Source organism: Desulfobacter curvatus DSM 3379 (genome assembly GCF_000373985.1).
Classification (GTDB): domain Bacteria; phylum Desulfobacterota; class Desulfobacteria; order Desulfobacterales; family Desulfobacteraceae; genus Desulfobacter; species Desulfobacter curvatus.
Window position 1 is genome coordinate 1 of the sequence record NZ_KB892907.1, and the last position, 12,045, is coordinate 12,045.

At 44.5% G+C, this 12,045-nt stretch carries 14 protein-coding genes and 2 pseudogenes; 2 read left to right on the forward strand and 14 right to left on the reverse strand.

Translation table 11 applies throughout. The features are described from left to right. Positions 1-254 (forward strand): annotated as a pseudogene (locus B147_RS30860) (IS1595 family transposase); the annotation flags it as partial. Between the two features lie 112 nt (positions 255-366). On the opposite strand, the pseudogene B147_RS33080 reads toward B147_RS30860, so the two are convergent. The 14 genes and pseudogenes from B147_RS33080 to B147_RS0102280 form a co-directional block, all read right to left on the reverse strand. Further along, positions 367-534, reverse strand: a pseudogene (locus B147_RS33080) (DUF3102 domain-containing protein); the annotation flags it as partial. A 107-nt stretch (positions 535-641) separates the two neighbouring features. Next, positions 642-1,061: a hypothetical protein gene (locus B147_RS0102195; protein WP_157237737.1), complete on the reverse strand. Its 420-nt coding sequence runs from the start codon at positions 1,059-1,061 to the stop codon at positions 642-644. 232 nt (positions 1,062-1,293) lie between these two features. Continuing rightward, positions 1,294-1,800, reverse strand: coding sequence for a putative molybdenum carrier protein (locus B147_RS0102200; protein ID WP_020585623.1), 507 nt, complete (start codon positions 1,798-1,800; stop codon positions 1,294-1,296). 174 nt (positions 1,801-1,974) lie between these two features. Continuing rightward, complete coding sequence (locus B147_RS0102210; RefSeq protein ID WP_020585625.1) at positions 1,975-2,343, reverse strand: hypothetical protein; 369 nt, start codon at positions 2,341-2,343, stop codon at positions 1,975-1,977. Between the two features lie 647 nt (positions 2,344-2,990). After that, complete coding sequence (locus B147_RS0102220) at positions 2,991-3,284, reverse strand: hypothetical protein (RefSeq protein ID WP_020585627.1); 294 nt, start codon at positions 3,282-3,284, stop codon at positions 2,991-2,993. A gap of 1 nt (position 3,285) precedes the next feature. After that, positions 3,286-3,684: a phBC6A51 family helix-turn-helix protein gene (locus tag B147_RS0102225; protein ID WP_020585628.1), complete on the reverse strand. Its 399-nt coding sequence runs from the start codon at positions 3,682-3,684 to the stop codon at positions 3,286-3,288. 61 nt (positions 3,685-3,745) lie between these two features. Beyond that, positions 3,746-4,678 carry a hypothetical protein gene (locus B147_RS0102230; protein ID WP_020585629.1) on the reverse strand — a complete coding sequence of 311 codons (933 nt, stop codon included), beginning with the start codon at positions 4,676-4,678 and terminating at the stop codon, positions 3,746-3,748. A gap of 149 nt (positions 4,679-4,827) precedes the next feature. After that, a complete protein-coding gene (locus B147_RS27145; RefSeq protein WP_169400694.1) occupies positions 4,828-6,297 on the reverse strand; it encodes a bifunctional DNA primase/helicase in 1,470 nt (489 codons plus the stop codon). Positions 6,298-6,462: 165 nt separating this feature from the next. Then, a complete protein-coding gene (locus tag B147_RS29910; protein ID WP_020585632.1) occupies positions 6,463-7,047 on the reverse strand; it encodes a hypothetical protein in 585 nt (194 codons plus the stop codon). A 317-nt stretch (positions 7,048-7,364) separates the two neighbouring features. After that, positions 7,365-7,595 carry a helix-turn-helix domain-containing protein gene (locus B147_RS27155; protein WP_020585634.1) on the reverse strand — a complete coding sequence of 77 codons (231 nt, stop codon included), beginning with the start codon at positions 7,593-7,595 and terminating at the stop codon, positions 7,365-7,367. A gap of 245 nt (positions 7,596-7,840) precedes the next feature. Further along, entirely contained in the window at positions 7,841-9,091 is a 1,251-nt protein-coding gene (locus B147_RS0102265) for a hypothetical protein (RefSeq protein ID WP_020585636.1), read from the reverse strand. Positions 9,092-9,199: 108 nt separating this feature from the next. Beyond that, positions 9,200-9,559, reverse strand: a complete 360-nt coding sequence (locus B147_RS0102270; RefSeq protein WP_020585637.1) for an HVO_A0114 family putative DNA-binding protein — start codon at positions 9,557-9,559, stop codon at positions 9,200-9,202. Between the two features lie 5 nt (positions 9,560-9,564). After that, positions 9,565-9,960, reverse strand: coding sequence for a toxin-antitoxin system TumE family protein (locus tag B147_RS0102275; RefSeq protein ID WP_020585638.1), 396 nt, complete (start codon positions 9,958-9,960; stop codon positions 9,565-9,567). After that, a complete protein-coding gene (locus B147_RS0102280; protein ID WP_020585639.1) occupies positions 9,947-11,110 on the reverse strand; it encodes a tyrosine-type recombinase/integrase in 1,164 nt (387 codons plus the stop codon). The genes B147_RS0102275 and B147_RS0102280 overlap by 14 nt, the downstream gene beginning before the upstream one ends. 526 nt (positions 11,111-11,636) lie before the next feature. On the opposite strand from B147_RS0102280, the gene B147_RS0102285 reads away from it, so the two are divergent. Next, positions 11,637-11,861, forward strand: coding sequence for a hypothetical protein (locus B147_RS0102285; RefSeq protein WP_020585640.1), 225 nt, complete (start codon positions 11,637-11,639; stop codon positions 11,859-11,861). Positions 11,862-12,045 lie beyond the last annotated feature (184 nt).

Genomic DNA, 12,045 nt, shown 5'->3' on the forward strand with positions numbered 1-12,045 from the left:
ATGCTGAAAATTTTTCTCATGAGGTTGTTAATCTGAGTAAAGGTGGCAGAGTTAAAGGAGCTTTCCACCTCCAAAATGTCAATGCCTATCACAGCCGATTTAAAGGCTGGCTGCACCGATTCCACGGAGTTGCTACGAAATATTTACAAAATTATCTTGGATGGCGGCGTTCACTTGAGCAGCGCCCAGGTATATTGCCAGAATCTTTGCTGAGTATCTCATTGGAGCAATTTCAACTATTAAAGGGAACATAGCCTTTGACATTTTTAAAGTCACTGTCTCTCCAGACGCAGCAATATCAAGCGCTTCCTTCCTGGTTTCATCTGATACCGAATTGGAAGATAAAAACAGCATGGCTTTCTTTTGGAGTTTTTCTAAATCGGCGCTTGGCGCCGTTTTAAATGCATCAGCAATCTGCATATACTCCCTTGCTCTACGAGCCGCCACACCAAGGCATCCTTCAACCCATTTTGTGAAAGCGCCATGTCCAACCCTGGACTTTGCTTCTATTAGATCAAGGCCATTGGCTATCATTGTATGATATGGGCTGTGGCAGGACAATTGAAGGGAGGGGAATTGATTTCCACCCTTGGGTTCTCATCCCCGCTTCTCATTTGACAATTTTATCAAACGAGGGGTTCTTATCCCGCTGATGTTTCCCGAATTTGGGGAAGACTTATCTTTGATTTCTCAAAATTGAGAAATATTGTAAAATCAATGCAATCCAGATTTGGAGAGCAGATCCATTTCTTTGTGAAGCAGGTTCCAAAGGGATCACAACGGATGTTACCCCTTGCAAGGGAGTAGCGATTCCCGACCCCCCTTTCCGGTACTTTTATCCCCAAATGGGCAAAAGCCGCATCAATGCGGTTTTCCCCCGTTTCGGTGAAAAGATGGTGCAAAAGGCGTTGGTTTTCTTTTTCTTTGGCTTTGAGGTCTTTTACGAGTTTGCCAGTTGGATTTTCACCTGCTTCTTTACGTTCAAGAACTTCTTCAACGATTTCATCTGAAGTCGAAGGTGCACCAAGCTCAAGAAGAACACTTTGGGAAATACCCTCCAAGTGTAAACAGTTGTTGACACATGGATCTACGAACTTTTCAAAGAAATTAATGTATTGATAAGCCCTGTATCTGGACTCATTAAATTCAACCGTGAGCCATTCCCGGTGCACCCTCAAGGTGTATTTGCTGTGAGATGATCAGATTATCGATCATCCATATTTGGATTGGCACTGTTGCGGGATTTTCCCTAATTGGTTTTGGCTCCAAGAGTTGTGGTTCCCGACCCTCAATTTACACAGCCCACGGCAACACATCCTCACAGATCCCATTATCCATAGACTGGTCACATAAAACATTTTGGATGATTCCAAACACTCTGGAATAAATCCCAGGATGTTTTGATGCACGGGAGCCGGCCACATTCAGGACTTGAATATCTTGCCTGCTTAACCATTCTTTCAATGTTTCTGCCGGGAATAATTCCTGGGACAAGTCAATATAGAGAAAAGGCCGTCCATGTCTTTGACATAACCGCCGAGTTAAAGCAGACCCCCCGGATAGTTTCCTGAAGCTGAAAACAACCGTACCATCAGAATCAACAATATTTTGTTCTGTCCTTTTTGGGTAACCGCCCCGAGTCATGACCTGAAATTTAGTATACCTTCCAGATAGCGTCCCTTTTTCTGTCATTCTTCCCTTCGGCAGCCAACCGCCATAGGAAACACCACACGAAATTGCTGCATCAACCCCGGCAATATCTGCACCGGTCTGACCTCCTGAGATTATTTTCTTTATCATTTTATTTATTCTCTCCGATTTTTTGGGAATAAAGGCCCCCGGCAGAACCAGGGGCTTAAATGGGTTTGGTCGTTAATGATGATTGAATCATTTTTAATTTCGGCAGAACTTGCCGAAATGGAACGCCCAAGAGACCTAATTTTATTGAATGTTTCTCGATTTTGATAAGGTCCATTATACACCTCCTTGTACGGACATTGGAAAAGGGACCACATCAGCCAACTGAGAAGGGTCTACCCGCTCAGAGATAGAATAGGCCTCGTTATATATTTCCTCAATCTTTTCCACGGCGACGTTGAGCCAGAAAGGGCTTTTTTTGAGTCGCTCCATATTGTCTATCAGAGCAAAGAAAGAATCGTCTCTTGGAAATGCCGCAAATTGTGCAGTCATCCTAACATTAGAACAAACTCTGCTGAATTCTTCATGGCCGTCATCATGAAGCCTCTTGGCTTGTTGTTGCCATGTTGGGTTTTGGTGGAAAGGGATAATGTTGGCTTGGTTGATAGGCGTGGCGGGGTGCTTCGATAGGGCATGATTTTTCATTGTAGGGCCTCCTTGTGTTTTGATTAAGCCCTTTTGTCCTCTCAAAAACAAAAAGGGCAGCATAGGGGTTGAGAGACCGGCCACAAGGAACCGGCATACCCGAAGGTATCCCCCATGCTGCCCAATATAGACGCATAGAACAAAAAAAGCGTTCACATAAAAATGTAGACGCCTATTCGCGTCCTTGTGTTTCCGGCTCTCAACCCGGCATCCCTGAATTTGCAGGGAATGGGTTACATTATCTGGGTCCGGGGGATGGTGTCAAGGGAAAGATTTTGACAATGCAGCCTTCTGTCAGTATCCTTTTACCAGTGTCGTTTACGGGACCTCTCACCATGGGCCATTGGGTGCCCTGGCGGTCAAGTTCCATAAACGGCAATCACTTTGGCCCGAGATATCGTTAGGGGTTCCTTCTGTGGAATATTTGGACGTTCGCGCCTTCCCGAAGTGATTTTTAAAAGCCGGGAATCCGGCTTTTAAACGTCCTATGTTAAACATAGACCGTCCTGCTATTGCGGGAAATTCCCTCAATTGCCATGGACAAGGGTAATTGGCCTGTGAGGGGACAATAAGCTGATTCTTGTGGCGGGATAAAAAAGCCCCCGGCAGGACCAGGGGCTTGTTAAGGACAGGTTTGGTTCATGAGTTCAACCACCAAACTTTTTAATCAACATTTCCGCATCCGCCTTGGTCATACGAAGAGGAAAGCCGGGGTAATTTTCCCTGATCATTTTGATTCGTTTGGATAGAAAGATGACCTGGGAGGGATTGCACTCCCCAAGCCTTGCCCGGCACATGGTCAGGATATATGCTCGTTCTCTTTGTCGGGCTTCTTCACCGCTGTATCGGGTGATACTCGTCCGGGTATGGTCGGGTGAATGCTCAATCTCAATGGCTTTTTCCAGCCGCTCCAATCTGTTTGATAATCTGGATGTACTCATTTTACCGCCTCCCGTTTAAATGTCTTTCTTCAAGGGCCTTAATCCGCTCCTCAATGCTCTCGATTTCAACAGCACGTAACGCCCCGTCAAGAATCGCCTTTGCCGCTGTCACCCTGGCAGATGCAGGCATTTCTTTATCTCGGCAGATCTCTGCTAATGCCCGGGCAGCGTCACCGGTTGTTTGCTGCAATCTCAGTATGGCCCGGTTGACCAATTGCCTTTTAGCCCGGCTCAATTCAGCCTCAAAAGCTGGCTCTTTCAGGTACCGGTACATGGTTGTCCGGCCAATACCAATGGTCTTGCAAGCCTCGTCAACCGTGTCGTTGGTAATTAAAGCCTCAAGTGCTTTTAATTTTCTTCCCTTTAAAATCTGGTCAGATGTTTCGTTATGTTTTGACATGCTCCGAATACCTTATACTTTTAGCTTATAAGCCCCGCAGCGAACTATGGGGCCGGTTGATCTATACTGTTTCTGGTTCGACCATTGCGCCGTCACAGAGTTTCTTTGTATGCGGTGACATGAACGGCTCACCGCAGTTAGGGCAAACCAATGATTCACCTGTCCAGCTATCTTGCCATACCTCCCATCCCTGGTCTTTGTACTTCGGCAACAGGGAAAACATTTCGCCCCTGGGCATGACATCAGGATCAAACTTTGCAGTCATCCTGTGGAATACACCGCCGCAGTTTAAGCATTTCAGTCGTGGCCCGTCCGGTTCAGTCTCGGGGCTTGCCGGTGCCGCAGCCTGGGATTCATTTTCCTTGAGGACTTCAACGCCCAGCTTGGTGATATTGATTCCAACCCATTTACAAGCCATATCCTGCCCCTGGAGGCGAATCACAAGGCCTTTGTCTTCAAGCTTCTTTGCGGCTTTTTCGTACTGCTCAACGGCTTTGGGATCTGCACCGAGATCAATCATTTTGTGCCGCGTTTTGTATTCCCATCCATAACCGGTCATGCCGCCAAGAACCTCAGCCGCAAAAAGATCCACGTAGGGCTCAAGCTCCGGCAAAATGAAATAATCAAGCCAGGGTGCTTTCTGCTGCCATGCTTCAATGATCTCCTGCGCTTCCCTCCTGGAAAAATAGACAGACCCAGCGGCAAAGAAGAAACCGATTTTTTGGAAGTCTTCCGGCTGCATCCAATTGGTTCTGCTTTGGACGATTTCATTGCCAAAAATTTTTTTAACCTGCTGCAAAAAAAAACCGGCATTGATGGTGTTGTGGTTTCCTTCATAAAGCGAAAGGCTCACCGGATCTTGCCCGGCCTCTTGGGATGGCGCCGGCAGGGGGCATTTTACCGCCGGCCGCCAGTGCGGGGCTTGCCTGTTTTCTCGTTTTTGGTTCTCCAGGGCTCTTGCCAAGATTTCGGTTTCGAGTTTAATTAACTTCATGAGTTAGCTCCTTTTTTTGATTTTTCTAAAAAATTAATTGGGTTTTCATCAAAGAGACCTTGAGCAGTCGCAGATATGCGGCTTCAAGATCCGCACGGGACAAAGTTTTGATATCCACTGTTTTTAATTTGATGACATCTTCCATAATGTTATCCCCATGCTCTATAATTACCTGAATAGGTGTATTTTAATTTGGCTGATCCCAGCTTGCCGATTTCCTTAAACCGGATCTTTTGAACAATGATTTCCGTTTGGTTGGTTTCGAAATCACGATAAACGCAAATCCCATTGTCTGCCTTGTTTCTCCAATGAGCCCCGCCGCTGATATCGTACATGGTCGGCGGGTCATATTTCCCCTGGCTGTTCTTCTGCAATTTGGTGGGGTGGGCCACGATCCAGATATGAATTCCGTTGAGCCTGGCAAAACGCCTGATCTTTGTCAGTTCCTGTGAAATGTACTGGGTTTCGGACAATCTGTTGAAAAGGTGTTCAACTTCGTTCCAGGGATCGATTACAAGCCCCTTTATGCCAAACTGAAGGCAAAGTATCCGGGCATACTTCAAAATCGTGTCTACAGATAAAATTTCGCCTTTGGGGGCGATGAATTTAACATATTCATCAAGCATCTCTGTTTCTTCTCTGGCTTCGGCCATGGACATGCGGTCCCCGTAATGTGAAGGACGAAAAGATTTCCCCAGGCTTTTTTCAATGAGAGTTTGGGCGTGGCGTTGTAGCGGCCAGTTTTCAGGACTGAAAAAGCCAAAGCGCCACATGCTACCCTTGATGAGGTTGATGGCAAGTGCATCCACAAAGTTTGACTTCCCGCTGCCAGGGATACCGGTAACAATGGTCAGTTCCCCAGGCCGGACCGTGTAATACTCATCCAGATTTGCCCAACCGGTTTTTTCTCCACCTTCAACCCCCTGGCAGTATTCATGCAGAACAATATCCGCAAGGCTTGAAGGATTAATGATGCCTTTCACCGGAAACGGCTTTGCATTTTCCAGGGCGGACTTTAATTCATCCTTACCATGCTGTTTTAAAACGTCGTTGCAGTCCTTGCAGCCAGCCGGGTATTCAACCACAAAACACTTTTCAATTCCGATCCGCCGCCCTAATTCCTGAACAGCTCTTTTCCCGGGTGCGTCGTTGTCACCGGCGATGATGATTTTATCAAACCGCTCGAACAGCTTTTCAGTGCCATTTAGAAAATCGAATTTGGTATTGAAATTCTTTGAATTCTCGGATGGTGCGCCATCTGGGATACTGACAGCCTCATACCCGGCAACAAGGCAGGATAAGGCGTCAATTTCGCCTTCTGTGATGACCAGTTCCTTGTGGGATGATAAAAGGGCTTTGTCTCGGCGATAAAGGCATTTCTTCCCGCCTTTCTCTTGCCGGAAATCTTTTTGACTGGTCCGGTACTTCACATTGACGCAAATGGAATTGTAAAAGTATGGGAATTTGATCCAGCCCTTACCAAAATTATTTTCAAAACCGATGCGCTCTTGTTCAAGAATACCCTGGGGAATGCCCCGGGATTCAAAATACTGAATGACGTTTTCAGGCAGCACCTGTTTGGGCTCGTATGGAATCGGTTTGGCGTCTCCTTTTTTCAATGAACCAGACCATCCGCAATGGTGACAAAGCCAAACACCTTCGATTGTGTTAACCGCCAGGCACTGCTCTTTTGATTTTTTCCTGTTTGGAGAGCATTGTGGGCAGATTGTGCGGGTTTCTGTCCCACTCCCATGGATATGTATACCGTAGCTTTCAAAACTCATTTAAAACGCCTTTTGGAATAGAGATTGATTTGATTCTTTTTGAATGGCCTGGTCTTTACCCCGAATGATCCCCCGGAAGTATTTTTCACCTTTACCTGATTTCCAGTATTGTCCATCCACGTATGCGGTAAGGGCGGCATTGATTGTTTCGTTGGGGTACTGTTTCCAATATTCAATTTCTTTCTGAATGACACCGGATGAAATCTGACCGGTTTTTCTGGTGGAAATAAATCCGTCGATGGTTTGTTCGAGTTTTGGTTTATCCCATCCGTTTATCTCCGGTGAAAAAAAATCTAAGGCAGAAATCGTCCTTTTATATTTATTTACATTATCTACATTATTGTTTGTGTCCTTTGGTTGTCCTTTGCCTGTCCTTTGCCTGTCCGTTTGGGTGTCCTCTTTTTTGTTCGGATGTTGATAAAGTTCCCAGTTGACAATGGTTACAATAGAAAAATGGGTGTCCGTTTGGATGTCCAGATTTTCAACATTTTTTAATTTTTCCATGCGGTTTCTAATCGTGGATGGGCTCATCTTGAGTTCTTTGGCGGCAGTTTTACGACCGAAAATAAATTGACCCTTTTTCAATAATATTTCTGTCTCTCCACGACCTGTTTTGACCGGGACCCACCTATCTTCGTGACCAGCTTTCAATAAACACCAAATCCAAACTTTAAGAAGTCCCTCATTCTGAAAGACTCGTGAATCTAAGAGCTTTCGATGGAGGAAAATGAACCCGGCGAGATCCATCATTCGGTCTCTCTCATTACGATAAGGCGGTCATGAAACCGGGATAAACCATTACTTTTTGGAAAGAAGCGAATGGCCAACTCAGCGACCCATGGAGCCAACCATCCAGCCATAGACTTTTTGAATTTGGAGACTTTTTTGGACATGGGCTCCACCTATGCGCTGAGGCAAACGCGGTTTGACTCAATGAAGCGCTCAATGGCCGCTTCTTCATACTTTGGAACCCCACCAATCATCACATAATCAGGCCCCTGTCTGCGATGCCGCATGTTATATAAAGTTTGCACCGCGATACCGAGATACTCAGCCGCCTCCTTAACAGAGTACAGCCGTTTGCCTTTACCAAAATAACCGGGGGTAACGCTTTCGGATTTATTTTTGTTCATGTTAAAAATCCTTTCGTTTTTAGGGTATTGCCGATTTTTACCGGCCTTTAATTAGAAAGGTGGAGGCCTCCACTTTTAAGATGAAAAAAAATTTTTAAAAAAATCAGAAAGGCTTTAATGACAATGGTCTTGTGATGAAAATTTTTTTTGGGAAAAAAGCGAAGACCTCCAAAAACAAAACTGGAGGCCTCCACTTTTTGCGAAGACCTCCAGTTTTAATAAACTACTGTATTGGATTCAGTGTATTAATTTTGATCGTTTGGGCGGGAATCCCACTCTTGACGTGATTTTTCTTCCCAATCAGTTTCCGTTCTTGTGGGTGTTAGGGCTGCATCTACATCTTTTTTTGTCAATACCTGCGAATTAATCCCCTGGGCAGCCAATTTTAAAATTTTATCGTGGAGTTCATTTTTGTTGTTTTCGTCAACTTCGGCTTTGAATTGGTCAACGAGTGTGAAAAAATTTTTGCAAAAGGTTGTTTTCTGGACGCAGTCTGTTTCTTCATACTCAATGTTGAATGTAAATTCGTATACCCCCCGTCCGGCAGTCTTGTTTCGTCGATATAGTTTGTATTTTTCTGGGAAGTTAATCCTATGGTCTTTGCTTATCCAGGCCACAAGACGATCATTTACAGCCCCAATTTGTTTTCTATCCTTGTCTTGGAGTGCCACCCAATAGTGATTTGGCGAATCCCTCAAGACCGTTAAGAAATTGTTCCATGTGACCTTAGAACCACCTTCTTTAAAATTTAATGCTGTCATTTCAACATTCACTCTGGGCTTCCCTTTTTGCTGTATGCTTATCTGGGAATCAGTTTCGTATCGAATGGTGATGTTTTTTACAAATTCGTCGGCTTCACAATCTACCGCCCCACTTTTAAGCACGTTATCAGATGCTGGAACATTTTGGGGTGATCTTTCCTTCTGGCTGGCCCAGGTGCTTTCTTTGGCCTCAAGTTCTTTTTTAACCTGGTGGTTCGCAGTATTGTATTCAGGCACAGAATCATTCGTAGCATTTGAGAAAGATATTTCTGACACCAAGGTTACTTCATGATTAGTTTCGAATTCCTTCACATCCTTTATTTTGAATCGAAACTCCATCGCATCTTTTATTTGTTTAACCGCTTTGGCTTCATCTAAAGATAAATTTAAATCTATGGCAATACAGCCGTCAGGTATCACCGGAGTATCAGTGGGTTGCTTTAAATATTCACGCCTGGCTATTGATCTTAATTCATCGTCAGTTAGCTTTTTTTTAATTTCTCCTCTCCGTGAGGCTCCTACTACAAGTTGAGTATTGTGGGCTCCCTGCTCTATTTTCAACAATTTAAGGATTTCATTTTCTGAGAACTTTCGTTTTAATTCTAATGTACCGAGATCAACAATTTTTTTTCCATATTTTGAATATGGCTGAAGACCTTTTGCCATGCATTCAAAGAGTTCAAAGCCTTCAATTTGCCCTTTTTCTATCAAATCTGTTCCGCTTAGATATCTCACCGCACTGTCTCCTGTCACAATCCTGGTTAAAGAACCCCAGGAAAGCAGCTCAGGAAGGCTGCCGTTCGGAACCGGTGATCAGCCGGCCCCTATCCCGGGGAAAGAGAACTAAATTCTTAATTCAACCTGAAAGTCCGTTGCGTTGACAATAGGGCGGACCATACCCTTTTCTTTTATAAGATCCACAATGCCGTAATTTGAAAGGGTTTTCAGAGTCCGGGAAAGATTTGATTTTTTTCTGCCTGATAAGGCTTCCAGTTCAACCAGGGATGCCGGGTGCTGGTCCCGGATCAATCTAAGCAGTTTCTGATTCTGTCCGCTTAAGACTTGGCCCAGAGATTCCATGGATTCAAACCATATTTTGGGTTCGTTCTTACGTGGCTTATATTCCCCCTTGGCAATGGCAATGGTCCGGTGTTTGTAATCTTCCTTTGACATGATGCCTATTTTCATAACCTTGCTTGCCATGTTGCTTATCCTTCCTGTAAGTATTCATCCACTGCCGTCCAGAAATCTTCAAGCAACTGGCCGGCGCTCTCAAAGGTATACAGTTCCACTTTATCCAACCTGTGTTTATGGTCCCATGTGACTATTCGTCCGGTAAACCCTTTTTTCCGGGGCGGCTTCACGGCATGAGCATTGTCAAATCCAATAATCCGGGTATTGTGTCTGTCATGCAGTGACATGGAATATCGTATTCCGTGGGGTGCATGCTGGTCAGGGTGTATAGGTTTCGCCGTGAATTTAACCCAGTACCCTTTATCCATCGGGAATATTTCACCGTCCAAATCCAATAGGGTATCAAGCGAACCGTATTTGTTATTCATGTTATCATCGGATGATAATTTGTCAAGGTCATCTGTCGCCATGGATATTTACAACCTTGTTTTCCAGTTCTGCTTCTGCGACTTTCTGTTTTCTGAGAATATCGTCAAGCTGTCCTGCAGCATTCTTTAAAGCGTCGTCTCTCAAGTGGGCATACCGTTGTGTCATTTTGGGGCTTTTATGCGTCATGAGTTTTTGAAGGACGTACATATCAACCTGTCCGGAACTGGCCAGCATGGAGGCGTAAACGTGCCTTAAACCATGCAAGGCTCTAAAGTCTTTTTGAATCCCTGCTTCCTCTTTGATTTTATTCACCGCCTTTTTTACGCACACACGCCTTTTTCCGGACCTCCCAGGGAAAACATAGGGGCTGCCCCCAACCTTTTCCTGACTTTCAAGAATTTCCCTTGCTGTTGAGTTCATGGGGATCTTTTGATCCTTGCCGCCTTTAGGGTCACGCAAGGTTATGAAACCGGTTTCAAAATTTAAATCCCGGTGTTCAAGTTTAAAAATTTCTCCCCGCCTCATTCCAGTGAACAGCGCAAGCTTCATGATATTTGCCACCTGCTGGTCCTCTGCAGTTTCAAGAATCTCTAAAAGTCGGGTCAACTGTTCTGTGGTTAATTCTTCTGTCTTTTCATTGTCTACCGTGGGCAACTCTATTTTAAATTTAAGAGGATTGCAGCGGTTGCGCTTGATCCCGAAATTGATAATCCGCCGCAACAGCTCCAAAGTGTTGCGCTTGGTTGCAGGCGCTTTATTTCGAAGTCCCTTTGATCTAAGAACCCGGTCAATATCAAGGGGGGCAATCTCATCAGGTGTTTTTGTGCCCAAAAGACTTTTAATATGATTTTCGAATCTGTTTTTATCCGTGACCATGCCCTTTATGTCTGACTTGGCTTCCTTGTATTCTTCCCAAAGACGGGAAATGGTTGGTTTGCTTTTATCAGCCAGTTCCGCTTCACGCTTTTCTTGGTTGGTCTGCTGCTCACCGTCTATTCTCTGGCCCCTGATACTGGAAGCCCTGGCAGGGGTCATATCGTCCTGGTATTGACGCCCTGCTTTTTCTTCGACCATCTTGCCGTTTTTACGATACCGGATGTAATAGATTTTTTCCGGCTTCCCCTGGGCTGATGTCCCTTCAAGATAAAAAACCCCGGCGTACTTTGTTTTGATTCTTTTCTTGGCCGCCATCGTATATTCCCCACTTTTTGAATATTTTTTTTCTTGTGAGCCTTTAATATCAGGTGTTTTTATCGTTTTATCTTCCCCACACTATTCCCCACATATATGGTAAATATACGGGTATTTTGGAGTAAGTCAAGGTAAATGTGAAAATAAGTAATGCTTTGAATTTATAAGAGATAGTATATAAAAGTAAGAATGGGTAAAAACTATACTTCGGGCTCATAACCCGAAGGTAATTGGTTCAAATCCTTTCCCCGCTACCAAGTAAATAAAGGCTCTCAGCTGTTTCGCTGGGAGCCTTTGTGGTTTCTGACAAAGCATTTCCAACCCTCAGCACAAATCCCTTGTCCTACCCTGTAATGGCGTCTATTTCCCCTCTATTGAATTTGTAAAATAAAAATACCTTATGACTTCAATTGGTTCCTTTTTAAAAAGTTAGATCCCGTTAATCCAACCCCCAATATTCTTGTGTCCTTCTCGGTTTCGACAGATACTTTGGGCGTGGTTAAACCCAAAACAGAGAGGACACATTATGACCATAGGCACCACCAAACAGACAGAGACCACCTCGGAAGATTGTATGGCATCCAAACGGACCGCCCAATATCTGGATGCCGCCGAACAGACCTTGAACAACTGGAGGCATCAGGGGCGCGGACCATCTTTATATGAAACACTCCCCTCAAAAAAGGGAATAGCGTTCCATTGGTTGTATGGCTTTTTGTTCCACAACACTTTTATTACCGTTACAAATTGAAGGTATCAAATCAATAAAGCTATCTCTTTCGGATAACAATTCAAGCACAGAAGACAACTTTTTAAATCATCAGCGGCGGTCGGTTTATACTATAAAAGTTTTATATACGTGGTACCTCTTCATGGAAGTCCAACAGTTCGTTGTGCAAAAAACCGACCAGTCATGTTATATTCGCGCTCTAAGG

Coding starts and splice junctions, on each gene's coding strand:
- B147_RS0102230 (WP_020585629.1), bottom strand. CDS start 4,678: ATGAAGTTAATTAAACTCGAAACCGAAATCTTGGCAAGAGCCCTGGAG.
- B147_RS0102225 (WP_020585628.1), bottom strand. CDS start 3,684: ATGTCAAAACATAACGAAACATCTGACCAGATTTTAAAGGGAAGAAAA.
- B147_RS0102280 (WP_020585639.1), bottom strand. CDS start 11,110: ATGGCGGCCAAGAAAAGAATCAAAACAAAGTACGCCGGGGTTTTTTAT.
- B147_RS0102285 (WP_020585640.1), top strand. CDS start 11,637: ATGACCATAGGCACCACCAAACAGACAGAGACCACCTCGGAAGATTGT.
- B147_RS0102270 (WP_020585637.1), bottom strand. CDS start 9,559: ATGGCAAGCAAGGTTATGAAAATAGGCATCATGTCAAAGGAAGATTAC.
- B147_RS0102210 (WP_020585625.1), bottom strand. CDS start 2,343: ATGAAAAATCATGCCCTATCGAAGCACCCCGCCACGCCTATCAACCAA.
- B147_RS0102275 (WP_020585638.1), bottom strand. CDS start 9,960: ATGGCGACAGATGACCTTGACAAATTATCATCCGATGATAACATGAAT.
- B147_RS0102200 (WP_020585623.1), bottom strand. CDS start 1,800: ATGATAAAGAAAATAATCTCAGGAGGTCAGACCGGTGCAGATATTGCC.
- B147_RS0102220 (WP_020585627.1), bottom strand. CDS start 3,284: ATGAGTACATCCAGATTATCAAACAGATTGGAGCGGCTGGAAAAAGCC.
- B147_RS27155 (WP_020585634.1), bottom strand. CDS start 7,595: ATGAACAAAAATAAATCCGAAAGCGTTACCCCCGGTTATTTTGGTAAA.